The 21,562-nt window shown below is 66.9% G+C and carries 26 protein-coding genes and 1 other RNA gene; 5 read left to right on the top strand and 22 right to left on the bottom strand.

Features of this window, described 5'->3' with window-relative positions; genetic code table 11:
* Nucleotides 1-33: 33 nt before the first annotated feature.
* Both OY559_RS16500 and OY559_RS16495 read right to left on the bottom strand, forming a co-directional pair.
* Complete coding sequence (locus OY559_RS16500) at nucleotides 34-480, bottom strand: DUF192 domain-containing protein (RefSeq protein ID WP_277727331.1); 447 nt, start codon at nucleotides 478-480, stop codon at nucleotides 34-36.
* A 91-nt stretch (nucleotides 481-571) separates the two neighbouring features.
* Nucleotides 572-1,000 (bottom strand): hypothetical protein, encoded by a 429-nt coding sequence (locus OY559_RS16495; RefSeq protein WP_277727330.1) that lies wholly within the window; start codon nucleotides 998-1,000, stop codon nucleotides 572-574.
* 161 nt (nucleotides 1,001-1,161) lie between these two features.
* Here OY559_RS16495 and OY559_RS16490 point away from each other — a divergent pair, with 161 nt between their 5' ends.
* Entirely contained in the window at nucleotides 1,162-1,551 is a 390-nt protein-coding gene (locus OY559_RS16490) for a hypothetical protein (protein WP_277727329.1), read from the top strand.
* Between the two features lie 26 nt (nucleotides 1,552-1,577).
* Here the strand turns inward: OY559_RS16490 and rpiA are convergent, their stop codons facing one another.
* The 7 genes from rpiA to OY559_RS16455 form a co-directional block, all read right to left on the bottom strand.
* On the bottom strand, nucleotides 1,578-2,228 hold the full coding sequence (gene rpiA, locus OY559_RS16485; protein ID WP_277727327.1) for a ribose-5-phosphate isomerase RpiA: 651 nt from the start codon (nucleotides 2,226-2,228) through the stop codon (nucleotides 1,578-1,580).
* Nucleotides 2,229-2,399: 171 nt separating this feature from the next.
* Nucleotides 2,400-2,867, bottom strand: coding sequence for an EVE domain-containing protein (locus OY559_RS16480; protein ID WP_277727326.1), 468 nt, complete (start codon nucleotides 2,865-2,867; stop codon nucleotides 2,400-2,402).
* Nucleotides 2,864-3,490, bottom strand: coding sequence for a 5-formyltetrahydrofolate cyclo-ligase (locus OY559_RS16475; protein WP_277727325.1), 627 nt, complete (start codon nucleotides 3,488-3,490; stop codon nucleotides 2,864-2,866). Before OY559_RS16475 ends, OY559_RS16480 begins: the two co-directional genes overlap by 4 nt.
* A 178-nt stretch (nucleotides 3,491-3,668) precedes the next feature.
* Nucleotides 3,669-3,855, bottom strand: a non-coding RNA gene (gene ssrS / locus OY559_RS16470) — 6S RNA.
* 84 nt (nucleotides 3,856-3,939) lie between these two features.
* On the bottom strand, nucleotides 3,940-4,236 hold the full coding sequence (locus OY559_RS16465; protein WP_142125591.1) for a cell division protein ZapA: 297 nt from the start codon (nucleotides 4,234-4,236) through the stop codon (nucleotides 3,940-3,942).
* The gene (locus tag OY559_RS16460) at nucleotides 4,233-4,454 is read right to left on the bottom strand and encodes a TIGR02449 family protein (protein WP_277730035.1); all 222 of its coding nucleotides are present in this window, start codon (nucleotides 4,452-4,454) and stop codon (nucleotides 4,233-4,235) included. Before OY559_RS16460 ends, OY559_RS16465 begins: the two co-directional genes overlap by 4 nt.
* A 156-nt stretch (nucleotides 4,455-4,610) precedes the next feature.
* Nucleotides 4,611-6,872, bottom strand: coding sequence for a putative bifunctional diguanylate cyclase/phosphodiesterase (locus OY559_RS16455; protein WP_277727324.1), 2,262 nt, complete (start codon nucleotides 6,870-6,872; stop codon nucleotides 4,611-4,613).
* Between the two features lie 137 nt (nucleotides 6,873-7,009).
* On the opposite strand from OY559_RS16455, the gene OY559_RS16450 reads away from it, so the two are divergent.
* Together OY559_RS16450 and OY559_RS16445 are read left to right on the top strand one after the other, a co-directional pair.
* Nucleotides 7,010-7,552 carry a UPF0149 family protein gene (locus OY559_RS16450; protein WP_277727323.1) on the top strand — a complete coding sequence of 181 codons (543 nt, stop codon included), beginning with the start codon at nucleotides 7,010-7,012 and terminating at the stop codon, nucleotides 7,550-7,552.
* Nucleotides 7,552-8,877 carry an aminopeptidase P N-terminal domain-containing protein gene (locus OY559_RS16445; protein WP_277727321.1) on the top strand — a complete coding sequence of 442 codons (1,326 nt, stop codon included), beginning with the start codon at nucleotides 7,552-7,554 and terminating at the stop codon, nucleotides 8,875-8,877. The genes OY559_RS16450 and OY559_RS16445 overlap by 1 nt, the downstream gene beginning before the upstream one ends.
* Before the next feature lie 456 nt (nucleotides 8,878-9,333).
* On the opposite strand, the gene OY559_RS16440 is transcribed toward OY559_RS16445, so the two are convergent.
* Entirely contained in the window at nucleotides 9,334-9,768 is a 435-nt protein-coding gene (locus OY559_RS16440) for a GFA family protein (protein WP_277727320.1), read from the bottom strand.
* 9 nt (nucleotides 9,769-9,777) lie between these two features.
* Entirely contained in the window at nucleotides 9,778-10,173 is a 396-nt protein-coding gene (locus OY559_RS16435) for a YciI family protein (protein WP_277727319.1), read from the bottom strand.
* Nucleotides 10,174-10,338: 165 nt separating this feature from the next.
* Here OY559_RS16435 and OY559_RS16430 point away from each other — a divergent pair, with 165 nt between their 5' ends.
* Nucleotides 10,339-10,731 (top strand): GFA family protein, encoded by a 393-nt coding sequence (locus OY559_RS16430; protein ID WP_277727318.1) that lies wholly within the window; start codon nucleotides 10,339-10,341, stop codon nucleotides 10,729-10,731.
* A gap of 72 nt (nucleotides 10,732-10,803) precedes the next feature.
* On the opposite strand, the gene OY559_RS16425 is transcribed toward OY559_RS16430, so the two are convergent.
* From OY559_RS16425 to OY559_RS16410, 4 genes are all read right to left on the bottom strand, one after another.
* A complete protein-coding gene (locus OY559_RS16425; protein ID WP_277727317.1) occupies nucleotides 10,804-11,139 on the bottom strand; it encodes an antibiotic biosynthesis monooxygenase family protein in 336 nt (111 codons plus the stop codon).
* Between the two features lie 70 nt (nucleotides 11,140-11,209).
* Complete coding sequence (locus OY559_RS16420; protein WP_277727316.1) at nucleotides 11,210-11,605, bottom strand: nuclear transport factor 2 family protein; 396 nt, start codon at nucleotides 11,603-11,605, stop codon at nucleotides 11,210-11,212.
* Nucleotides 11,606-11,751: 146 nt separating this feature from the next.
* Nucleotides 11,752-12,042: a DUF3144 domain-containing protein gene (locus OY559_RS16415; RefSeq protein ID WP_277727315.1), complete on the bottom strand. Its 291-nt coding sequence runs from the start codon at nucleotides 12,040-12,042 to the stop codon at nucleotides 11,752-11,754.
* Nucleotides 12,043-12,123: 81 nt separating this feature from the next.
* A complete protein-coding gene (locus OY559_RS16410; protein ID WP_277727314.1) occupies nucleotides 12,124-12,441 on the bottom strand; it encodes a hypothetical protein in 318 nt (105 codons plus the stop codon).
* A 642-nt stretch (nucleotides 12,442-13,083) separates the two neighbouring features.
* On the opposite strand from OY559_RS16410, the gene OY559_RS16405 reads away from it, so the two are divergent.
* A complete protein-coding gene (locus OY559_RS16405) occupies nucleotides 13,084-14,046 on the top strand; it encodes a hypothetical protein (RefSeq protein ID WP_277727313.1) in 963 nt (320 codons plus the stop codon).
* 18 nt (nucleotides 14,047-14,064) lie between these two features.
* Here the strand turns inward: OY559_RS16405 and pepQ are convergent, their stop codons facing one another.
* The 7 genes from pepQ to rph form a co-directional block, all read right to left on the bottom strand.
* The gene (gene pepQ, locus OY559_RS16400) at nucleotides 14,065-15,405 is read right to left on the bottom strand and encodes a Xaa-Pro dipeptidase (RefSeq protein WP_277727312.1); all 1,341 of its coding nucleotides are present in this window, start codon (nucleotides 15,403-15,405) and stop codon (nucleotides 14,065-14,067) included.
* A 69-nt stretch (nucleotides 15,406-15,474) separates the two neighbouring features.
* Entirely contained in the window at nucleotides 15,475-15,822 is a 348-nt protein-coding gene (locus tag OY559_RS16395; protein WP_277727311.1) for a PilZ domain-containing protein, read from the bottom strand.
* Nucleotides 15,819-18,350: a DUF1631 family protein gene (locus OY559_RS16390; RefSeq protein ID WP_277727310.1), complete on the bottom strand. Its 2,532-nt coding sequence runs from the start codon at nucleotides 18,348-18,350 to the stop codon at nucleotides 15,819-15,821. Before OY559_RS16390 ends, OY559_RS16395 begins: the two co-directional genes overlap by 4 nt.
* A gap of 90 nt (nucleotides 18,351-18,440) precedes the next feature.
* Complete coding sequence (gene hemW, locus OY559_RS16385) at nucleotides 18,441-19,595, bottom strand: radical SAM family heme chaperone HemW (RefSeq protein WP_277727309.1); 1,155 nt, start codon at nucleotides 19,593-19,595, stop codon at nucleotides 18,441-18,443.
* A gap of 138 nt (nucleotides 19,596-19,733) precedes the next feature.
* Nucleotides 19,734-20,327 (bottom strand): RdgB/HAM1 family non-canonical purine NTP pyrophosphatase, encoded by a 594-nt coding sequence (gene rdgB / locus OY559_RS16380; RefSeq protein ID WP_277727308.1) that lies wholly within the window; start codon nucleotides 20,325-20,327, stop codon nucleotides 19,734-19,736.
* Nucleotides 20,328-20,333: 6 nt separating this feature from the next.
* A complete protein-coding gene (locus tag OY559_RS16375; protein ID WP_277727307.1) occupies nucleotides 20,334-20,720 on the bottom strand; it encodes a VOC family protein in 387 nt (128 codons plus the stop codon).
* A 104-nt stretch (nucleotides 20,721-20,824) separates the two neighbouring features.
* Nucleotides 20,825-21,556, bottom strand: a complete 732-nt coding sequence (gene rph, locus OY559_RS16370; RefSeq protein ID WP_277727306.1) for a ribonuclease PH — start codon at nucleotides 21,554-21,556, stop codon at nucleotides 20,825-20,827.
* Nucleotides 21,557-21,562: the final 6 nt, after the last annotated feature.

The following is a 21,562-nucleotide window of genomic DNA, read 5'->3' as shown; positions in this document are numbered from 1 at the left end:
CAGAGTGCGGCCGTTCGCGCCGACAATCAAGCCTCAGCGGACGGGTGGAATGCCATCCCCGAGGCCCAGTTCCGCGCCATCCTGGAGCTTCAGCCGCTCCGCTTCGCCGGCATTGAGTTCAAGCACGTAACGGGCAGGCCGGGTGCTGGGGTAGGACGGGCAGGCATTGCCGCCGGAGCAGGGCGGCACGTTGCGCTGCTGCGACACCAGCTTGCGGCCGGTGTCGAAGTAGAGGATATCCAGAGCGATGCGGGTGTTCTTCATCCAGTACGCCTGTGGCTCTTCGGCGTCGTGGATGAAGAGCATGCCGGTGCCGTCGGCCAGCTCGTCACGGAACATCAGGCCGCGTGCCCGCTCGGCATCGTCATCGGCGATCTCCACCGCGAAGCGCTCGCCGCCGATTTCGACCCATGGCCCGCCGTTGGCGCAGCCGCTGAGGAGCAGGGCGAAAGCGAGCACGGGCAGCTGTGAGGGACGCATGTCGAAGTCCGCTGTTCGAGGAGGGCCGTAGTGTAGCGCCCTGCCCGGAGCCTGGCGGCGCGCGAACGTGGTGGCGCGTGCCCATGCGGATTCAGTCCGTGCGCAGCCTGGCGGCGATCCTTTCCGCGGCGAGCCGGTTGTCGCGATAGTAGGCGGCGTTCTCCGCCAGCGCCTGCCAGCGCTGCTGGTCTTCCACGTGGTGGCGCAGCTGGCGGACGACACTGGGTATCAGCTGCCGATGGCTTGCGCTGTCCGCGCGCTGCGCGACCTGCAGCAGGTCGAGCAGCAGCAGGATGCCGTCATGGTTGCGTTCGGCCTGCCTGCGTGCCGCGAGGAACAGCCGGTCGAGCCCGGCCGGCGGCAGCCTGGCGAGGCCCGGGTCTGCCAGGCTGTGGCCAGGATCGGCCTGCAGTACGTGCAATGCGTCATCCAGCGGAATGAGGGGTGTTGTGGGCACCGTCGCATCGCCCGCATCAGCGACGGCGGGCGCTTCGTGCGCGGTGGCTTCCATCAGCGGCATCGGACATCTCCTTGTGTCTGTGGGAACGCTCGCGAGGGTCCGGCTTTCCGTGGGCGGGAACGTCGCCGCGCGATCAGGGCCGACTGTATGAACTCGATAAGTTCACGTCAATTAACTTAACAGGTTAATAAGTGTGATTCGGCGCCGCTAACGTTCCCGGCATGGGTAACGAGCACGAAAAATTCTCGCAGCGACTGGCGCACGCCATGCAGCAGGCAGGCTACGAGCCACGTCCGACGGTCCTGTTCCACCTGTTCAACACCCGCTATCGCGGTCGCTCCGTGAGCGTCCAGACCACATCGCGCTGGCTGGGTGGCCGCGCGATACCCGCGCAGGACAAGCTGCAGGTGCTGGCGGATCTGCTGGGGGTGGATCCGCACGTTCTGCGATTCGGCACGAACCCACGTTCGCGCGTGGCCGAGACGCGCGCCACCTGGCCTGCGGGTGCCGGCAGCCGCGAGCGCCAGGTCATCGATGCCTTCCTGCGGTTGCCGCCGAAGAAGCGCGAACTCGTGGGCGACCTGGTGAAGGCGCTGGCGGACGAGGCGTAGAAGCGTTCGGCCGCCATGCCCGTTGCCTAGCGCAGCACGATCGGCGGTTCGCCGCCGACGATGACGATATCCGCCGGACGGCGGGCGAACAGGCCCACGCTGACCACCCCGGGGATCTGGTTGATCTCGCGTTCCATCGCCACCGGGTCGGTGATGGACAGGTTGTGGATGTCCAGCACCACGTTGCCGTTGTCGGTGGTCACGCCGTCGCGCCACACCGGCTGGCCGCCGGTCAGGGCGAGGATCTCGCGTGCCACCAGGCTGCGTGCCATGGGGATCACTTCCACCGGCAGCGGGAACCTACCCAGCACGGGCACCTGCTTGCTGGGGTCGACGATGCACACGAACTGCTTGCTGGCCTCTGCGATGATCTTCTCGCGCGTCAGCGCCGCCCCGCCGCCCTTGATCAGGCGCTTGTGCGGGTCGCACTCGTCGGCACCGTCCACGTACAGCGACAGCGTGCCGGTGTGGTTGAGGTCGAGCACCTCGATGCCGTGCTGCTTCAGGCGCGCCGTGCTCTGTTCGGAACTGGACACCGCGCCCTTGATGCGGTCTTTGATGCCGCCCAGCGCGTCGATGAAGAACGCGACGGTGGAGCCCGTGCCCACGCCGACGATCATGCCGTCCTCGACGAACTCGATGGCCTTCTCGCCGGCCAGGCGCTTTGCTTCGCTCATGGGTTCAACACTCGTGTACAGGATGGGGTTGTTGTAGGAGCGACGTGAGTCGCGACCGCACGGCGTCGGAGGTCGGGGAAAGCGACGGCATCTTGACCTCCACTTCCCCTCGTTTTCGCTGGACCCCCGCCCTCCCGGTCGCGACTCACGTCGCTCCTACACGGGGAGAGATCATTCCAGCGCCAGCAGGTATTTCCATTGCGCGGCCGTCACCGGCGATACGGAAAGGCGGCTGCCGCGCTGGGTCAGGGCAAAGCCTTCGCCCAGCGCATCGGCATGCTGCTTGACCTCTTCCAGCGTGATGGTGCGCGTGAGCTTGCGTTCGAACGTCACGTCCACCAGCGACCAGCGCGGATCTTCGCGCGTGCTCTTGGGGTCGTGGTAGTCGGATGTCGGGTCGAACTGCGTTTCGTCCGGATAGGCGGTGCTGGACACGGTTGCCGTACCGACGATGCCCGGCTCCTTGCAGTTGGAGTGGTAGAACAGCACGCCGTCGCCCACCCGCATGCTGCGCATGAAGTTGCGCGCCTGGTAGTTGCGCACGCCGTTCCACGGCTCGGTGCCGACCTTCTTCAGGTCGTCGATGGAGAAGGCGTCCGGTTCCGACTTCATCAGCCAGTAGTGCTTGCGGGCGGTCATGGCGGGGCGTCCGGCAAAGAAGAGAAGGGGAGCAGCGTGTCGCGCTCGGTGCAGACGGCATCCAGCGGTACGTCCCAGGCCTGCGCGCCGACCGTGTCGACGCGCTGCGCTTCGAAACCCACCCCGACCAGCCACGGCGGCGCGGGGCGCTGCAGGCGTGGTGCCAGTGTGCGGTCATACCAGCCGCCCCCCATGCCGAGGCGATGGCCTGCGGCGTCGAAGCCCACCAGCGGCACGACGATCAACGCCATCTCGGTGGCGGTCAGCCCGGTGCGTGGATCGACATCCGGCTCGGGAATACCGTAGCGGTTGGTCACCAGCTCATCGCCCGGTCGCCAGGGTGCGAAGCGCAGCGTTTCGTCGTCGGCCAATACGGGCAGGCAGTAGACCAGGCCGGGCGGCAGGCGCAGCTGCCAGCTGTGCAGGCCGATTTCGCCGTCCATCGCCCAGTAGCCGGCGACATAACCGGTGGAAGGAAAAAAGGGGAGGGCGAACAGGCGCGTGGCGAGCGCGTCGGCGCCGGCGATGCGCTCGGCGGCGGGCAGGGCGCGGCGGCGCACGCGCAGCTCGCGGCGCAGCGCATTGCGCTCGGCGGCCAGGGCGAAAGGCGGGGAGTCGGGCATGCGCGAATTTTACGGCATGCGCACCGGCGTTGCCGGTGAATCCGCGGGAGCGGCGTCAGTCACGGCCCAGTGCGTCGGATCCCTAGTGCAATCGGCTTCGTTTCGAAGTCATCCCGCTCAAGGGCGGGTGCGACAGGACCGGCCGGGTCGCGGCTGATGCCGCTGCCGCGGGAAAAATACGTCCTCCGCCATGCACGATGTTCGCGAAACGACCTTGAACCCGGGGTTCAAGTGGGAAGGTTGGGCAACCATCGGGCTTTCCGCTGCGAGGCAGACCTGCACTCCCGGTAACCGTCACCATCCCGTGGTCGTAATTAAGGGACAAGGCGAATGTTTGCGCTCACTGTCGAGTACAGCAGAGGACGCCGGGCCAGTATAGCGATTGAAGACTTTTTGCCTAGCCCGTTCGTCGGCCGATTCAGTGCGCGGTCGGCGACATGCACACGCTGTCAGGGCGTACCCAGCACGCCGTCGAGCTTGCGGTGCAGATCCTGCAGCGTGCGTTCGACATCGCGGTTGCGCGCGTGCTGTTCATCGCGCAACTGCTGCAATTCGTGTGCCAGGTTGAGTGCGGCCAGCACGGCGATGCGGTCGACCGCCGCCATGCGGTTGCTGCCGCGCACCTCGCGCATGCGGCTGTCGAGCAGCTTGGCGGCCGCCATCAGGCTGGAACGTTCATCGGGCGCGACGCCGACGGTGTACTCGCGGTCCAGGAGGTGGACGCTGACCGGTTCGTTGGCGCTCACGTGTGCTGCTCCAGGGATTTCAGGCGGCTGATCATCGCTTCCACCCGCGAACGCGCCTGTTCGTTCTTGGCCAGCAATTGCGAGCGTTCGCCGACCAGCTGTTCCTGCTGCTGGCGCAGGCTGCGGTTCTCGTCCGCCAGGCGTTGGCAGCGGTCCGCCAGGTCCTGGATGCGCGTGCTGAGCGCGCGAAGCTGGTCGAGCAGGTCGGCGTTGTCCATGGGGGCACGATAGGCATGCGGTTGGCGGCCGGTCAAGCGGCGGCTGGCGATGCTCTGTAGGAGCGGGCCATGCCCGCGATGCTCTTGCGTGGTCTCATTGAAAAGCATCGCGGGCATGGCCCGCTCCTACAGGGTTTCCGTCAACGGTTGCCGTGTTCAGGAAGCGACGCGCATGCCCGAGCCGGGGTAGTACTCGCGGATGAAGCGCAGGCACTGGTCCGGGCTCAGCGCCTGTGAGACCCAGTGGCCCTGGACTTCGTCGCAGCCATGGTTGCGCAGGAACTCGTACTGGTCCCACGTTTCCACGCCCTCGGCCACCACCTTGAGCGCCAGCGACTGGCCCATGGTGATGATGGTGCTGGTGATCGCTTCGTCGTCGGTATCGTGGGTGAGGTCGCTGATGAACTCGCGGTCGATCTTCAGCGTCGTCAACGGCAGGCGCTTCAGGTACGCCAGCGACGAATAGCCGGTGCCGAAATCATCGATCGCCAGCGAAATGCCCAGCCGGCGGCAGGCGCGCAGCGTGTCCGCGTTCTGTTCGGGGCTGGCCATCACCACGCTTTCGGTCAGTTCGAGTTCCAGCCTGCCGGCGGGAACGCCCGTCTCCTGCAACGTGCGGGCCACCACCGTCTGCAGGTCGCCGCGCTGGAGCTGGGTGGCGGACACGTTCACCGCCATCGAAAGTTCTTCCATGCCTTCGTCGTGCCAGGTGCGCAGGGTCAGGCAGGCTTCCCGCAGCGCCCAGGCGCCGATCTCCAAGATCATCCCGGACTCTTCGGCCAGGGGGATGAACTGCGCCGGCGAGACCATGCCGAATTCCTTGCTGTCCCAGCGCAGCAGGGCTTCCACGCCGGTGATGCGCTGGCGCGAGATCGACAGCCGCGGCTGGAATACCAGCGACAGCTCGTTGCGGTCGATCGCCCGGCGCAGTGCGCTGGCGAGGATCGCGCGGTGCCGGTTCTTCTCGTCCATCGACTCGGAGTACATCTCGTACGTGTGCCGGCCCATCGCCTTGGCCTGGTACATGGCGGTGTCGGCATGCTTCAGCAGCTCGGTCGGCACCTGCGCGTGTTCGGGATACAGGCTGATGCCGATCGACGGCGAGACCGCCAGTTCCAGCCGCTCGCCGAAATTCAGCGGGGCACGGAAGGCCTGGATGATGCGCTGGGCCACGGCTTCGGCGTCGGGCATGCCGTTGATGTCTTCCAGCACCACGGTGAACTCGTCGCCACTCAGGCGCGCCACCGTGTGCTGGGTGCCCACCGTCTGCTGCACGCGCGCGGCGGCGGCGCGCAGGATGCGGTCGCCGGTGGCGTGGCCCAACGAATCGTTGATGTCCTTGAACCGGTCCAGGTCGATGAACAGCACCGCCACGTGCCCGTGCTCGCGGCGCGCCCGCACGATGGCGCGCGACAGCCGCTCGGACAGCAGCGACCGGTTCGGCAGGCTGGTCAGCGTGTCGTAGTTGGCCAGGTAGCGCAGCTCCTGCTCGGCCCGCTTCTGCTCGGTGATGTCGGTGAGCACCTGCACGTACAGCGGACGTTCGCCGCTGGCATCGGGCACCACGTTGGTCTCGATGCGGCAGAGGATCTCCTCGCCGTCCTTGCGCACCTTCCAGATTTCGCCGGACCAGCGTCCGGTGAGCCGCAGCTCGCGGTTCATCCGTTCGAAGAACGCGTCCTCGTGCTGGTCGCTGTCCAGCATGGTCATCGGCTGGCCGATGATTTCTTCTTCGGCGTAGCCAGTGATGCGGGTGAACGCCGGGTTGATGGTGATGAACTGGTGCGCCCAGTCCAGCACCGCGACGGCCTCGTTCATGCTGCGCATCACCTCGCCGGCGATACGGTGCTCGTATTCGGCGTTGCGGCTGGCGGTGATGTCGCGTGCGGTGCCGGCGATGCGGATCGGCCGGCCCTCGGTGTCGCGATCGACCACCCGGCCGCGGGCGCGCACCCACACCCACGTCCCGTTGCCGTGCATGTCCATGCGGTGTTCGGACGTGAAGATCGGCGACTTTCCCTGCAGGTGCAGGCGCAGGCGCTCCATCACCAATGGCAGGTCTTCTTCGTGGATGGTCGGTACTTCACCCTGTCGCGTAAGCACGGTGATGTCGCCCGTCTGCACGGCGGTCTCGTCGGCGCGCATCCGGTACAGCCTGCGCTGCACCAGGTCGTAATCCCAGAACTGTTCGCCTGACGCCCACAGCGCCAGCTTCAGGCGTTCGTCGCGGTTGCGCAGGGATTCGCTGCGCAAGGGTTCCTGCGGCAGCTGCCGGGCCGCCAGCCAGGCCTGCCACCAGCGGCGCGTGCCGATCACCACTACGCCCGCCAGCACCACGCCGGCAAGCAGCATGACCGGCACCCGGGACGACAGCGGGGACGCCGTTGCGAGCAGTGCGACGACAGAGGGGGCGTGCATGCGGGTGGACGGACCGTGCCGAGCCTGAGCGATGCTGGAGTGTAGGCATGCGTACACACGCACAACAAGTCGGTGTGCGGGATTTCGTTGCTACACTTGCGAGGTTGTCCGAAACCCTTGGCGGATTGCGTTCTTCTATGCCCGACCTTCCCGATATCGCCGACGTGACCGCCGCTTCCCGCCAGTTGGGACTGGCCATGGAGGCGTCGGAACTGCATGGCGCACTGTGCGGCTGGCTGGCCGGTGGCGGCGCTGCCGATGGCGCCTGGCTGGCGCGCGCGCTGGCCGACGATCAGCTGCCTGCCCCGGCCGCCGGCAGTGCCCTGGACCACCTGCGACAGACCGCTGTGGCGCAGCTCGAAGACCGCAGCTTCGCTTTCGACCTGTTGCTGCCTGCCGCCGACCGTCCGCTGGATGAGCGTGCCGAAGCGCTGTTCTCGTGGTGCCAGGGTTTCCTGGGCGCCTTCGGGCTGGCGACGGGCGCCTCGCCGCCGCTGTCCGAAGAAGGACAGGAAGCGCTGCAGGATCTCGCGCGGTTGGCCCAGGCCTCGGCCGAAAGCAGCGACGACGACGAAGATGAAGACGCACTGGCCGAACTTGAAGAATTCGTCCGCGTCGCCGTCCTGTTGCTGCATGGCGATTGCGTGCTCGGGCCCCGGCATCGCCGGAGCCTGAACTGATGAAGGCACTGGCCGGGATAAGCGCGGCCGAGTTCGCCCGCCGCCGCAGGCAGTTGATGCGGCTGGCCGGCAACGACGCCATCCTCGTCCTGCCCGCCGCGCCGGAGCGCGTGCGCAGCCACGACACGCACTATCCGTACCGGCAGGATTCGGACTTCTGGTACCTGTGCGGGTTTCCCGAGCCGGATGCCGTGCTGGTGCTGGTGCCGGGCCGCAAGCATGGCGAAGCCATCCTGTTCTGCCGCGAACGCGACCCCGAGCGCGAAGGCTGGGATGGCCCGCGCGCCGGCCAGGAGGGCGCGGTCGACGACTACGGCATGGACGATGCCTATCCCATCGATGACCTCGACGAGATCCTGCCCGGCCTGCTGGAAGGGCGTTCGCGCGTCTACTACCACTTCGGCCGCGATGCCGATTTCGACCTCAAGCTGATCGGCTGGGTGCGCCACGTGCGCGCGCACGTCAAGCAGGGCGCGCAGCCGCCGCACGAATTCCTCGAACTCGGCCACCTGCTGCACGACCTGCGGCTGTTCAAGTCCAAGGAAGAAATCAAGCTGATGCAGCGCGCCGCCGACATCAGCGTGCTCGCCCACCAGGCCGCCTATCGCGCCGCGAAACCCGGCATCCGCGAATACGAACTGCAGGCCGACGTGGAGCGCGTGTTCCGCGCCCACGACGCGTGGCCGGCCTACAACAGCATCGTGGGCGCCGGCCGCAATGCGTGCGTGCTGCATTACCGCGCCAATACGGCACAGGCGCGCGATGGCGAACTGGTGCTGATCGATGCCGGCGCCGAATACCGCGGCTACGCCGCCGACATTACCCGCACCTTTCCGGTCAACGGCCGCTTCACCGCCGCGCAACGCGCGCTGCACGACCTGGTCGGCGACGCCCAGCGCGCCGCGTTGTCATGCGCGCGCGTCGGCGTGCCCTACGAGGCCGGGCACGTCGCGGCCGTGGAAACCCTCACCGAAGGCCTGCTCAGGCTGGGCCTGCTGAAAGGCAAGCTGGAAAAGAATCTCGCCGAAGGCACCTACCGCCGCTTCTACCGCCACAAGACCGGCCACTGGCTGGGCCTGGACGTGCACGACGTGGGCGACTACCGCATCGACGGCGAATCGCGCCTGCTGGAAGCCGGCATGGTGTTCACCATCGAGCCCGGCCTGTACGTCGGCCACGATGACGACACCGTCGACCCGAAGTGGCGCGGCATCGGCATCCGCACCGAAGACGACGTGCTGGTCACCGACGGCGAGCCCGTCGTGCTGACCGACGCGCTGGCACGCAGCGCCGATGAGATCGAGGCGGCGATGGCGAGGGGCTGACATAGCGGCACGGCGCGTCCACTCCACGCGGCACAAGTGCAAGGAAATGCACCGTGCGCGCAAGGCATCAGGCCTTGTGCATGGCCTGTCGGGACCGCTCTTTGTCACGGTGGACGTCGCCTGTCTGGCATCGAGCCCTGCGCGCAAGCCCCAGGATCCCAAGCGCGAGGCCGATGAGCCTTGCATACGGCGCTCCGGACTTCGCGGCACCAAGGCCAACGCTCTTGCGCACAAGCCGCTACGCCGGGCGCGCGAGATCCTGAGGGCGGCGCCCGGGGCTCGAAAGCCTACGCGCCGGCCGGCATGGTCTGCACGCAAGGCCTGGACCCTTGCGCCGACAAGGCACCGTACCTTGTCCTTCTCTCATCGCACTGGGCGCACGAGGCCCAGCGGCTTGCGCGCAACCGTCAATGGCCGGACATCGGGATTCAAACGCTTGCGGGCCCAAAGGCCGACTTACGGCACCATCCGCACGTCGCGGATCCACAGCCGCCGCCAGCGCGCAGTCTTCTCGTCGGGCGTCAGGGTCTGCGGCGAGACGCCCACGGCAGGTGCAAACGCATCACGCGCGTCCAGGCAACCGACATGGACGGCCGCGCAGATGCGGTCATCCTCCTCGAATATCACCGCCACCAGCACGCCGCAGTCGCCGCACAGCAGGAACTGCGCCGCCTGCGAGCCCTGCCGGTAGCGGCGGAGCCGGTCGGGGCGATGCGCGTGGATGATCAGCTGCGCCGCGGCATCCGACACCCAGGCCGCGCGGTGTGCGCGGCAGAAGCTGCAGTCGCATGCGCGCGGAGCCGTGGCACCCGGCATCAGCGAGGTGAAAAAGGCGAGCGTGATCGCGCCGCAGTGGCAGCCGCCTTCCAGCCGGGCATGCGCTGCCGTCATCGGCGCGGCTCAGCCGCCGCTCGAACGCCAGGCCGGCGGCGTTTCGTTGGTCACATCGTTGGCACGCGCCCGCGCGGCTTCCAGCGGCCGGATCTCCAGCGTCAGGCCGTACGGCAGGCAGGGGTTCCCGGCGGCGATCCGCGCCGCGTCGTCCAGCGAGTCGGCGACGATGAACCAGTAACCGCCCACCAGTTCCTTCGCCTCGGCGAACGGCCCGTCGGTGATGCCATCGCGCGTGACCCGCTTGCCGTGGGTCTCCAGCCGGCTGCCGGGCTTCAGCACGCCATCGGCCAGGCCCTGTTCGTACCACGTGTAGAAACGGTCGATGGCGCTCTGGACATCCTGCGGCGAGGCGGTTTCGTCCCACTGGCCGCGGGAGATCAGCAGGTATTCGGACTTCGACATGGGCATACCACGTTGGGACGGAGTGGGCGCATCGTACTGCGCAGGGCAGCGCGACGCACGGCGCGATGCGCCGACAATGCGCATCCACATGGGTAATGCGCGGCACCAGCGCTTCCTTCCCTGTCAGGTGTGTACCTTGTGTGCCTGGTTCGAAGGAGATGCAGCATGGAGCGATTCACCGGTGGTTGCCTGTGCGGCAACGTGCGGTTCGTGGCGTCGGGGCGCCCGTATCGCGTTGGACTCTGTCATTGCCTGGACTGCCGCAAGCATCACGGGGCGCTGTTCCACGCCTCGGCGATCTTCCCGCGCGACGCGGTGACGGTGGAAGGCGAGACGCGCGACTACGCCGGACGTTTCTTCTGTCCTCGCTGCGGCGCGTCGGTGTTCGGCTGCAGCGGAGACGAGATCGAACTCAACCTCGGGTCCCTGGATGCCCCCGACCAGCTGACGCCCACCTACGAGCTGTGGACGATCCGTCGCGAGTCCTGGCTGCCCGCGTTTCCACTCGCGAAGCGATATGCGCGTGACCGTGATGCGGGAGGTCGGTTCGAGGCGTAGGGGCGTTCAAGACGTGCGGACGACACCTGTTCGATGGGTGTACCGGCTCCGCCGTTGAACATCACGTGCAGCTCAGCCTGTCCTGCGTATCTGGACCGGCATCAACTGATCCTCTACCGGATCCAGCAGAATCTCGGGGAAAGATTCGATGATGGCGTCGGCCATGTCGGCCTGTGCCGCCGGGTCGACGGCGGGCATTGCGAATGCAGCCGCACGCTTCTCCGCGCTTTCCCACTGCGCATAGGCATACCAGAGCCCGTCGTTGCCGCGATGGAGTCGGGAACCCAGTCCACCCCGTTGGGTACGGATGAGCATCGTCAGCCTGGACCAGGCGGCGATGTACTGGGCTTCCTTGTCGGGATGTACCCGTGCACGGTAGATCACGCAGAATCCGAGGTCGCGGGTCATGTGGGACATCCTTGATGCTCGACGCATGTATTGAGTCGCGTAACGAGGTGGAGTTGGCTTGAATGCCCCTTCAGGTGGCGCCCGACGGATCTTTCTGCTCAGGCGACTCTGTATGGGCAGAAGCTACCCACCTTCCACCCTTCCTGATCCATGTGGTTGTGTCATACACGACCATCTCATGACTTTTCCCGCCCATCGTGAAAGATTGCTTTGCCTTGTAGGAAGCGATAGCCACGTCCGGGACAGGGAAGATGACTCTCTCATCAAAGAACGCGAAAGACGTGATTCGAGCATCCCCCAATAGGGCCATCGCTTTGTACTCGGCGGGGTCGAAGTAATGGATGCCCTGGGCACTTGCAGCCGTGGACTGCTCATCCAGAAGGGACACAGCCGTATCGAGGTCCATGTCCATCATGGATTGCCAGAACTTTCGCTCCAGAGCCATGATTTCATCTTGCGTAGCCATTCGGCGCCTCACGCTTGAAAGGGAAGCCGAATGTCGCACGAGGAATGTTCAGGTGCCGTCTTCAGCGCTCTGCACCCTCGCGATGCCGCCTGACGCCTGATCACGTCGCCATGGTGCGGTTTCGGCTTGAATGAACTGTCAGGACCCTACGTGTCCTTGCGCATGTACCTGTCGTAATGCTCAACGTAGTCATCCAGATGCTCCTCCAGCATCTTCGTGTACTCGGCGACGTAGTAGTCACGAATGCTGTCGCGCTCATTGATCATCTGATGCTTTGATTCGCAGTTGCAGGCCGCGACATGGACATTGAATCGTGCAGCCCCATAAAGGAACGAGGCGCTCACTTTGCCGCGACCCGTGTCTTTCGTTTGATCGTTGGCCAGATGAATATGGGCGTCTGCCCGATCATAGAAATGATCGTCTTTTTCAGTGGTCATGGTTTTCTTGTGTGCGATTCAACGTCTGAATCAGGCTACACCGCAAAGCGGCATCAGTTCGAATGGACTGCCCGGCGCGAACTAGCCAGCGCTACGGTAGGTGAAGATGCCTGCGGCGACGACCTCATAGCTGGGATCTCCATTGTGATTTGGTATGAACGTTGATGCCGGGTCAAGGATGAAAACACCTTGCTGCTCAACAAAGAACTCGTATGTGCAGATGTAGACGCCTTGATGGTTGCGGTAAACGCGCTTTGGCTTGAGGTTGGCCACAACCTCAGGCCAGCTGGATTCAGGAATGTCTCCCTCGGGGTGCGCGAGAAGGACGGCACTCGCCGCGGCCAGACTTTTGGATTGATCGCGGGAGATCGATGGCGTGCAGCCGAGCACGGCTGTCATGAGGGCTATGAGGCATAGCTTATGTAGTCGCGTCATTGCGCCTAGTGCCTGGGTTGGGTGAACCCACATAGTGGGCTCGGCTTGAATGAGCTGTTACCGCTCATGCCGAAACCTAACCATTACCGAGGGATGACATGAGAGTACCAAGACCGTCAGCCAAGTGAACGCGGATAACACCAGGAGTGTGGTGGCCAAGGTGCTCACGGATCGAGCGATAGGCGAGCCAGCGGCCAGCCAAGCGATTACAAGCCCAGCCACACAAGCAAGAGCACCCAACCAGCGGCCCCAACCCCGGAACAGAAAAAGTGCTCCTGAAGCCACCACTGCGCCTAAGACGGCAATGACAAATGCACCCGAAAGAGCCAGCCAGGCCGGTGGCGGCTGATTGAGATCGACGCTGATCTGGAATGGGCGATCGAACGGCAGGCACGCCGCCGCTAGAAGGGAAGCAATCGCGACCAATATCAGGATGCGGAAAAGAATGATCATGAGCCCTAACGCCTTCTAGCCCGCACCCCGGGCGCCGCCCGATTCTGTAAGCGCCCGCTTCCCCCGTCAAACCACCACGACGGGAATGCCGCAGGGCGGCTTGCCGGCAGCGCGCTGGCAGGCTAGCGTCTGGTCACCAATGGAAGGGGTGGCATGGACATGCGGAACGTCGTCAGGGGGTGCATCGTGGCCGGGGCCGTGTGGATGGCGGCGGCTTACGGAAACGAGCCCGTGGCGCCGCCCGAGACGCCGCCGGAAGTGCTGGAGACGTTGCTGGATCGCGAGGCGCCGGCGGCGGAACGCGATGCCGCCATGCAGCAGCTGGTCGCGCATGCGCAGGCCGGTGACGGCTATTCCGCGTTCTACCTGGGCGCGCTGTACCGGCACGGCATGGACCATCCTGCGCGGCGTGTGGAGCGCGACGTGGAAACCGCGCGCTTCTGGCTGGAGAAATGCGTGGCGTCCGCGCGCTGCCCGCTGATCGCACTGGCATCGCTGGCCGAACTGGAGCTGGCCGCCGGCAACGCCAAGCCCGCTATGCAGTGGGCGCAGGCATGGGTGGTGCTGGACCGCGAAAGGGAAGCCCGCACACGCGGTACCCAGCCCCATCGCAACACCGCCGACGCGCCATACCGCAACACGGCCTACCACGCCTATCTGATCAGCCGCTGCTACAAGGCCATGCCCAAGGGCGGCGACCAGGAAGCGGTGGGGCGCAGCTGGTTCGACGAACTGCGCGAGGCGCGTGGCACCGATCTGGACCGCATGCTGTTCACGCAGCTGGACGGGCATGGCAGCAAGGCGGTGTGGGGCGCGACACAGTTGGAGATCGCCGCCGAGAACCAGCGCGAGAAGTTCATCGCGCCCGATGCCCGCATCCCGCTGGGACCGTCGTTCGCCTTCTTCCTGTATCGCGCCAATCCGGAAGGCGGGCGCGGCGAGGTGGTGACGATGATCGAAGGCCTGCCCACGCCGGCCAGCGCGCGCGGCCTAGAGGCGCAGGCGCGCAGCATGCGCATGAAGCCTTACCCGCTGCCGGAAGACGGACGGCGCGCTTATGCCTTGCTGCCCGTCAGCTACGACGACGGCAGCTACACCCTGGTGCCATCACGCTGAAGCGGGACGGCAGCCGGCTCAACCCACCTCCGCAAACGCCGGCCGCGTCAGGTTGTCGGCATCGCCGTCGGTGCACAGCACTTCGTCCTCGATGCGGATGCCGCCGTACGGGCGGAACGCATCCACGCGCGCCCAGTCCACGCTGGCGGCGTGGCCGTTCTTCCTCACCTCTTCAAGCAGAAGATCGATGAAGTACAGGCCGGGCTCGATGGTCACCACCATGCCGGGTTCCAGCACGCGGGTCATGCGCAGGTAGGGATGGCCGGTGGGGCGTTCGATGCGGCCGCCGCGGTCGCTGGCGGCGAAGCCGGCCACGTCGTGCACCTGCAGGCCGATGGGATGGCCCAGGCCATGCGGGAAGAAGGCCGCGCTCACGCCGCTGGCGACGGCGGCCTCCGGCGACACGGTGATCACGCCGAAGTCCTTCAGGATGCCCATCAGGGTGTGGTGTGCATCCACGTGCAGCTGCCTGTAGTCCACGCCGTTGCGCACGCCGGCGCACATGCGTTGCTGCGCGGCGTCCACCGCATCGATCATCGCCTGGAACTCGCTGCCGGTGTCGTAGGCGTAAGTGCGGGTGATGTCGCTGGCATAGCCGTGGAAGCTGGCGCCGGCATCGATCAGGAAGCTGCGCAGCGGATCGGGCGCGGTGCGCTGCAATTCGGTGTAGTGCAGCACGGCGGCGTGTTCGTTCAGACCGATGATGTTGCCGTAGGGCAGGTCGTTGGCGTCCTGGCCCACCGCAGTGCAGTAGGCCATGTGGATGCCGAACTCGCTCTGGCCTGCGCGGAACGCCGCCTCGGCGGCGCGATGGCCGCGCACGGCCAGGCGCTGCGCCTGGCGCATCAGGGTGATTTCATACGGCGTCTTGTAGGAGCGCTGGTACTCCAGGTACTGGATGACCGGCTCGGGATTGTTGGGGGCGTAGTCACCCAGCGCGCTCTGCGGCTCGCCGAGGATCGCGCTGCGCGCGGCCGGCGGCAGCAGGGCGAGTGCTTCGTCCGGCTTGCGGATGATGTGGATGTCGAAATGGTCCACCCACCAGCCGCTGGGTGCGTCCGGCACCACGTGCCAGTAATCGAACGGCTGGTAGAAGATCACCTTCGGGCGTTCGCCGGGCGTGTACACCAGCCAGCTGTACGGCACGCGCGTCAACGGCAGCCAGGCCTTGAACTGCGGGTTGACCGCGTACGGATAATCGCGGTCGTCGAACACCTGCCAGTGCTGCGTGCCGCTGGGCACGACCAGATGATCGAAGCCGCCGCGCGCCAGGGCTTCGTCCGCGCGCCGCTTCATCGTCGCCAAGTGGTCGGCGTAGAGCGGGACGAGTTCGGTGCTGGGGGAGGCGGGGGCGTTCATGGCGGCGGCTCGTGCGAAAGAGCCGCCATTTTGCCGCATCCGGCCCGTGCAGGCCGTGGCGTGGGGTCCTTATTCGGCTTCCGGCCCAGCGTTGACCCACTGGCGCAGGCGCTCCAGCGGCTCGCGGTCGATGGTCAGGAAGCGCAGGCCGGCGAAGGCCTGCCCGGGCGTATTGGCCTGCGCGGACCACAGCAGGTGCGCGCCCACGTCGATCGGCACGTCCTGCCCGCGCTCATCGCGAAGATGGAAGCGCAACTGGTACAGCGCATCGTCCACCACCGGCTCGGTGGCGACCAGCAACATGCCCGACTCGGACAGGTTGCCCAGGCGGCCGATGACCTGTTCGGTCATCAGGTCGAACACGGGGACAGGTTTGGGCACGCTGCGTCGGCGTGCACGGCGGAACTCGCGCATCATGCGGCGTCTCCTGCGGCTTCGGTTTCGCCGCGGCGGCCAGTGAGGCTGCGCAACGCACTGAGGGTGGCATTCCATGCGCGGTCGATCAGGCGGCCGCGGTCTTCGGTCACCACCTGCGCTTGGCCCTTGGCCATCAGGTGCGCGAGCGTGTCCAGCGAGTGCTCGCCCACGCGCTGGCCGCGCTGGTTGACGAACAGGGCATTGCCGGTGACCGGACTGAACCACGACAGGCGCTGGCGCTGCAGGTCGCCCTGCTGGTTGCGGGTGAATTCGAACCACGTGCCGAACGGCAGCGTGCGCAGGTAGTCGTAGCACTCCTGTTCCTGCGGCGTGCGCGGCTGCGCCGGCTTCTTCTTGACCTCGCCCTGGCCACCCAGCCGTGCGCGTGCCTTGAGGCGCGCGGTCAGCTCGGTGCGCGAGGTCGTTTCGTCTTCCTCGGCGCTCGACAGGCGGCGCGCGATCGCGGCCGCTTCGTCTTCGTGGTAGCCCACCTGCACCAGCGACTTCTCGATCTTGTCGGCCAGCGCGGGGCTGGCTTCCTGCGCGGTGGTGGTGGCGGCGACGATCTCCAGCGTGGTCTGCAGCTGGTCGGTCCACTCGCTCGACGATTCGCCGTTGCGCAGTTGCGTGAGCGTGAGCACGTCGGCCCAGGCCTGGCTGAGCAGGGCCTGCACGAACTTCTGTGGCTTGGCCTCGGCCATCGCGGATTCGATGGTCTCCGCGGCGCGCTGCTTGGCGACTTCCAGCCGGTCCTTGCCGCGCGCGGCTTCGATCTGCCGGCGCTCGGCCAGTTCGGCCTTGCGCGCGGCCGCCTGGAGGTGCTGCTGGACGTCGCGGTTGGCGTCCTCGAAGACGGCTTCATCGCCTTCGTAGGTTTCGACCACGGTCTCGACCGCGCGGTGCAGTTTCTGCACCAGCTGCGGGTCGACATCGTCATCGCCCAGCCAGGTGGCGCCGGATTCGGCCACCGTGTTGAGCAGGTCGCGCGCCGGATGCTGCGCACGCAGGAAGAAGTTGCGGTCGCGCAGCGCGGCCTGCACGACCGGCACCTGCAGCCGCACCAGCATGTCGGCGGCGGGCGCGTCGTGCTGCACCTCGCGTTCGATCTCGTTGTAGAGCAGGTCCAGCAGCTCGAAGGTGTCCGAATCCGCGCTCGCCAGGGTGGCGTTTGCACCGTGCTTGGCACGTACCTCCGCCAGCATGGTCTGCTGCAGGTCGGCCACGGTGCGGCGCGGCTGGTCGGGCGTACGCGGCGGCAGGGGCGCTGCCTGCAGCGCCTGCAATGTGTTCAACACATCGGGCGTAGGCAGCAGCCGGTGGGTGGGGGCGGCCGGTGCGTCGGTGCCCGTGCCCGGGCCACCATCACCCGTCGGGGCGCCGCCCTGGCGGCCGCCTTGACCCGGCGAACCCGGTCCTCCCTGGCCCTCCTGTCCTCCGTGGCCGCCAAGGCTGCCATGCCCGCCGTGGCCGCCCGAGGCAGCGAGGGCGTGGGCATCGGCCTGCAGGCCGCCGCGACGGATGGCGAGCAGCTTCTGCAGCACTTCAAACGAACCCGCGGCGCCCTCCGCGGGTGGCGCATCCCCGGTCGCGGGTGCGGCGGCGCCAGCGGCAGCGCCCGGGGGCGCCGATGGCGGTGACGCGCCATGGGCGGGTTCTGGCGCCCGGCCGTCGGTCATGGCGCCGGCGACGGCCTGCAACTGGTCGGGCGTCAGCGTGGCCCAGTGCGACGCGCCTGCCTGGCCCTGCCAGGCGGTCATCGGGCGCGGTGCGGTGCTGCCCTCGTCGAGCGGCTGCCGACGGATCGCGTCCTGCGCGCGGCCCCGGCGCGGCATGTAGACCAGCCCCGGCAGGATGCCTTCGCGGGACAGGAACTGGTTCACGGTGCTGGCCCACTCGCTGTAGTTCAGCATCACCTTGTGGTCGAAGGTGCGGTACAGCACGAGCTGCGCGTCCAGCGACAGCTCCAGGCAGTTCGCGGCCTCCTTCAGCACATGGCAGAGGCGGTTCGGTCCGAGCGGCAGGGTGTCGGCGTCGTAGGCGGGGGCACGCGCGAGCACGCCGAAGCGCTGTCCGAGCATCAGGATCTGCGCGTTGCCACGCTGCTCGTGCCGGCGCGCGACTTCGCGCAGCACGATTTCCTGGTCCATCGCGGCATCTTCCACCAGGGTCAGCGTCTGGTAGTCCAGGCGCGTCACCGTCGAGGCGTCCGCATCGGCGCGCGGCATGCGGATGCCCGCCAGTTCGCCTTCCAGGCCGAACATGTAGTGCGGCACCAGTTCGGTCCGGTGCTTCTGCAGCGCGCGCAGGTCGACGAAGATCTGGGTCTGGAGGTGGTTGCTGCGGGCCTGTTCGGCCTGTTTGAACAATTGCTGCTCGAACTCCACCAGCATCGCGTTCAGCGCGGTGATGAAGTCCGGCGAGATGTGGTCGAACAGGTTCTGCAGCACGCGGCGCACGCGCGGCGGCAGCGCGGCCGATGCGATGGCGGTCGGCGCGGCGGCAGGCGAAGGCGATCGTGGCGCGGTCATCGGTGCAGTAGGCTCCCCTGTAACTCCATCATTATCACACCCGGCGTTGCCTGCGCATCCATCCGTCGCCACGCGGAGACGGCGCCGGCCTCAGGTGTCGAGGAACAGTTCGATCACGTCGTTGGTGAACCGGCGGCCCAGGGCCGTGGGCCGCACATGGCTGTCCGACAGATCGAGCCAGCCATGCTGCCGGGCCTGTTCCAGCGCCACCTCGATCATTGCGACGGGCAGGCCGGTAGTGGCGGTGAAATCGGCCAACGCAAAGCCTTCCTGCAGCCGCAGCGCATTGAGCATGAATTCGAACGGCCGGCGTTCCGGCGTGATGTCGTCATCGCCGCCGATGGCCTGCGGCGTGCCCGCGGTCGCCAGATAGCCCGTGGGGTGCTTCACCTTCCAGCGGCGCAGGATCTGCCCGGTGGCACCCGAGGTGATCTTGCCGTGCGCACCGGCACCGATCCCCACGTAATCGCCGTAACGCCAGTAGTTCATGTTGTGCGCGCAGCGACGGCCCGGTTGCGCGTAGGCGCTGACCTCGTAGTGGCCATAGCCGGCATCGGCGAGCAGCGCCTGGCAGTGTTCCTGCATGTCCCAGGCATGGTCGTCGTCGGGTATGCCCTGCGGAGGCCGCGAGAAGAACACCGTGTTCGGCTCCAGCGTCAGCTGGTAGTGGGAGATGTGCGCGGGTCGCAGCGCGAAGGCGCGTTGCAGGTCATGTTCGGCCATGGCCAGGGTCTGGCCGGGCAGGGCGTACATCAGGTCGAGGTTGAGGTTGTCGAAGCCGGCATCCTGCGCCAGCTTCACGGCCTGCTCGGCCTCGCGGCTGTCGTGGATGCGACCGAGCTTCTCCAGGCTGCCGTCGTCGAAGCTCTGGATGCCGAAGCTGATGCGGTTCACGCCGGCCGCGCGGTAGCTCTCGAAACGGCCATGCTCGGCGGTGCCGGGATTGGTCTCCAGCGTCACTTCCAGCCCCGGTGCGAAACGCAGCCGGCTGCTTGCGGCCTGCAGGAAGCGGTCGATGGCCTCCGGCGGGAACAGGCTGGGCGTGCCACCACCGAAGAAGACGCTGTGCACCGTGCGCCCCCACACCAGCGGCAGATCGTGGTCCAGGTCGCGCAGCAGCGCCTCGACATAGGCATCGAACGGCAGCTCGCCCTTGCCCTGGTGCGAATTGAAATCGCAGTACGGACATTTGCGCACGCACCACGGCATGTGGACGTACAGCGACAGGGGAGGCGGGATCAGCATGGGTCTATTGTAGGAGCGGGTTCCGTGCCCCGCATGGGATACACGCCCGCGATGCTTCTTGCGTGGCCGTACGGGAGCGCACCGCGCCCATGTGCCCCGTTGGGGCAGCGATACCCCGTTGGGGCAAGAAGGGCGGCCCTACAGCAATGTCTGCAGCCGCTGCTTCAATCCCGCCAGCGCCTTGCCGCGATGGCTGATGCGGTTCTTCTCGTCCAGCGGCATCTCCGCCGCCGACTGGCCGAACTGCGGGTCGAAGAACACCGGGTCGTAGCCATGTCCGCCGGTGCCGCGACGTTCAAGCAGGATGCGGCCCTGCCACTCGCCTTCGACGATCAGCGGTTGCGGATCGTGCGCATGGCGCAGCAGCACCAGGACGCAATAGAAGTGCGCGCCACGCTGTTCGCCAGGCGTGTCCTTCAATGCGTCCAGCAGTTTGTCGATATTGCGGTCGGCATGGCCGTGCTCGCCGGCGTAGCGTGCCGAATACAGACCAGGCGCACCGTTCAGCGCGTCGACGCAGATGCCGGAATCATCGGCCAGCGCGGGAAGCCCGGTCTGCAGGCTGGCATGGCGCGCCTTGATCAGCGCGTTCTCGATGAACGTGGCGCCGGTTTCGTCGGCATCCTCCACGCCCAGGTCGGACTGTGCGATCAGTTCGATGCCGGTATCGGCCAGCAGGCTGCGCAGTTCTTCCAGCTTGCCGTGGTTGGAGGAGGCGAGAACGAGCTTCATGTCGGATCAGTCCTTGGGTTGCAGCAGGTCCCAGCGGTTGCCGTACGCATCGCGGAACACCGCGACGGTGGCGTAACTTTCCTCGCGCGGGGTTTCGAGGAACTCGATGCCGGCGGCGACCATGCGCGCATGGTCGCGCCAGAAGTCGTCGGTCTGCAGGAAGAAGGCCACGCGCCCGCCGGTCTGGTCACCGATGCGCGCGCGCTGTTCGTCCGTGCTGGCGACCGCCAGCAGCAGGCCGGTTTCGGTGCTGCCCGGCGGGGCGACATGCACCCAGCGCTTGTGGCCCTGGTCCGTGTCCTCGCGCAGTTCGAAGCCCAGCGCGCCACAGTAGTGCGCGATGGCGCGGTCGTAGTCGTCGACGACCAGGGTAATCAGGGTGAGGGTCTGCATGAGATTTCCGGATTCTTGTAGGAGCGCCCTCGGGCGCGATGCGGTTCTGCGTGATCTGCTCGAAGAGCATCGCGCCCATGGGGCGCTCCTACAAGGGTGCGGAATCAGCCCGCCAATGCCGCCCGTTGCGCGGCGAACAGCTCGCCGATGCCCTTCTCGCCGAGGGCGAGCAGCGCATCCAGTTCATCGCGGCGGAACGCGTGGCCTTCGGCGGTGCCCTGCAGTTCGATGAAGCCACCGCCGTCGTTCATCACCAGGTTCATGTCGGTGTCGCAGTCGCTGTCCTCGGCATAGTCCAGGTCCAGCACCGGCACGCCGCGGTAGATGCCCACCGACACCGCGGCGACGGCGCCATGGATCGGGTCGCGCGCGCCTTTGATCTCATTGCGCGCCTTCAACCAGTTCACTGCGTCCACCAGGGCCACGTAGGCGCCGGTGATGGCGGCGGTGCGGGTGCCGCCGTCGGCCTGCAGGACGTCGCAATCCAGGGTGATGGTGCGTTCACCCAATGCGCCACGGTCGACGCACGCGCGCAGGGTACGGCCGATCAGGCGCTGGATTTCCAGCGTGCGACCGCCCTGCTTGCCGCGCGAGGCCTCGCGGTCACTGCGGGTGTGGGTGGAGCGCGGCAGCATGCCGTATTCGGCGGTCACCCAGCCTTCGCCCTTGCCGCGCAGGAAGCCCGGCACCTTGTTTTCCACCGTCGCGGTGCACAGCACGCGGGTGTGGCCGAAGCTGACCAGCACCGAGCCTTCCGCATGGCGGGTGTAGTTGCGCAGGATGCTGACCTCACGCATCTGGTCGGGGAGGCGGGTGCTGGGACGGGAGAAGGACATGGGGGC

It is taken from the genome of Pseudoxanthomonas sp. SE1 (assembly GCF_029542205.1).
GTDB lineage: Bacteria > Pseudomonadota > Gammaproteobacteria > Xanthomonadales > Xanthomonadaceae > Pseudoxanthomonas_A.
This window is presented reverse-complemented; position numbering and strand designations above follow the sequence as displayed.

What these genes read in the sequence shown, in the direction of transcription:
- OY559_RS16500 (WP_277727331.1), bottom strand. Translation starts at nt 480, where the DNA reads ATGCGTCCCTCACAGCTGCCCGTGCTCGCTTTCGCCCTGCTCCTCAGC.
- OY559_RS16495 (WP_277727330.1), bottom strand. Translation starts at nt 1,000, where the DNA reads ATGCCGCTGATGGAAGCCACCGCGCACGAAGCGCCCGCCGTCGCTGAT.
- OY559_RS16490 (WP_277727329.1), top strand. Translation starts at nt 1,162, where the DNA reads ATGGGTAACGAGCACGAAAAATTCTCGCAGCGACTGGCGCACGCCATG.
- rpiA (WP_277727327.1), bottom strand. Translation starts at nt 2,228, where the DNA reads ATGAGCGAAGCAAAGCGCCTGGCCGGCGAGAAGGCCATCGAGTTCGTC.
- OY559_RS16480 (WP_277727326.1), bottom strand. Translation starts at nt 2,867, where the DNA reads ATGACCGCCCGCAAGCACTACTGGCTGATGAAGTCGGAACCGGACGCC.
- OY559_RS16475 (WP_277727325.1), bottom strand. Translation starts at nt 3,490, where the DNA reads ATGCCCGACTCCCCGCCTTTCGCCCTGGCCGCCGAGCGCAATGCGCTG.
- OY559_RS16460 (WP_277730035.1), bottom strand. Translation starts at nt 4,454, where the DNA reads ATGGACAACGCCGACCTGCTCGACCAGCTTCGCGCGCTCAGCACGCGC.
- OY559_RS16455 (WP_277727324.1), bottom strand. Translation starts at nt 6,872, where the DNA reads ATGCACGCCCCCTCTGTCGTCGCACTGCTCGCAACGGCGTCCCCGCTG.
- OY559_RS16450 (WP_277727323.1), top strand. Translation starts at nt 7,010, where the DNA reads ATGCCCGACCTTCCCGATATCGCCGACGTGACCGCCGCTTCCCGCCAG.
- OY559_RS16445 (WP_277727321.1), top strand. Translation starts at nt 7,552, where the DNA reads ATGAAGGCACTGGCCGGGATAAGCGCGGCCGAGTTCGCCCGCCGCCGC.
- OY559_RS16440 (WP_277727320.1), bottom strand. Translation starts at nt 9,768, where the DNA reads ATGACGGCAGCGCATGCCCGGCTGGAAGGCGGCTGCCACTGCGGCGCG.
- OY559_RS16435 (WP_277727319.1), bottom strand. Translation starts at nt 10,173, where the DNA reads ATGTCGAAGTCCGAATACCTGCTGATCTCCCGCGGCCAGTGGGACGAA.
- OY559_RS16430 (WP_277727318.1), top strand. Translation starts at nt 10,339, where the DNA reads ATGGAGCGATTCACCGGTGGTTGCCTGTGCGGCAACGTGCGGTTCGTG.
- OY559_RS16425 (WP_277727317.1), bottom strand. Translation starts at nt 11,139, where the DNA reads ATGACCCGCGACCTCGGATTCTGCGTGATCTACCGTGCACGGGTACAT.
- OY559_RS16420 (WP_277727316.1), bottom strand. Translation starts at nt 11,605, where the DNA reads ATGGCTACGCAAGATGAAATCATGGCTCTGGAGCGAAAGTTCTGGCAA.
- OY559_RS16415 (WP_277727315.1), bottom strand. Translation starts at nt 12,042, where the DNA reads ATGACCACTGAAAAAGACGATCATTTCTATGATCGGGCAGACGCCCAT.
- OY559_RS16410 (WP_277727314.1), bottom strand. Translation starts at nt 12,441, where the DNA reads ATGACAGCCGTGCTCGGCTGCACGCCATCGATCTCCCGCGATCAATCC.
- OY559_RS16405 (WP_277727313.1), top strand. Translation starts at nt 13,084, where the DNA reads ATGGACATGCGGAACGTCGTCAGGGGGTGCATCGTGGCCGGGGCCGTG.
- pepQ (WP_277727312.1), bottom strand. Translation starts at nt 15,405, where the DNA reads ATGAACGCCCCCGCCTCCCCCAGCACCGAACTCGTCCCGCTCTACGCC.
- OY559_RS16395 (WP_277727311.1), bottom strand. Translation starts at nt 15,822, where the DNA reads ATGATGCGCGAGTTCCGCCGTGCACGCCGACGCAGCGTGCCCAAACCT.
- OY559_RS16390 (WP_277727310.1), bottom strand. Translation starts at nt 18,350, where the DNA reads ATGACCGCGCCACGATCGCCTTCGCCTGCCGCCGCGCCGACCGCCATC.
- hemW (WP_277727309.1), bottom strand. Translation starts at nt 19,595, where the DNA reads ATGCTGATCCCGCCTCCCCTGTCGCTGTACGTCCACATGCCGTGGTGC.
- rdgB (WP_277727308.1), bottom strand. Translation starts at nt 20,327, where the DNA reads ATGAAGCTCGTTCTCGCCTCCTCCAACCACGGCAAGCTGGAAGAACTG.
- OY559_RS16375 (WP_277727307.1), bottom strand. Translation starts at nt 20,720, where the DNA reads ATGCAGACCCTCACCCTGATTACCCTGGTCGTCGACGACTACGACCGC.
- rph (WP_277727306.1), bottom strand. Translation starts at nt 21,556, where the DNA reads ATGTCCTTCTCCCGTCCCAGCACCCGCCTCCCCGACCAGATGCGTGAG.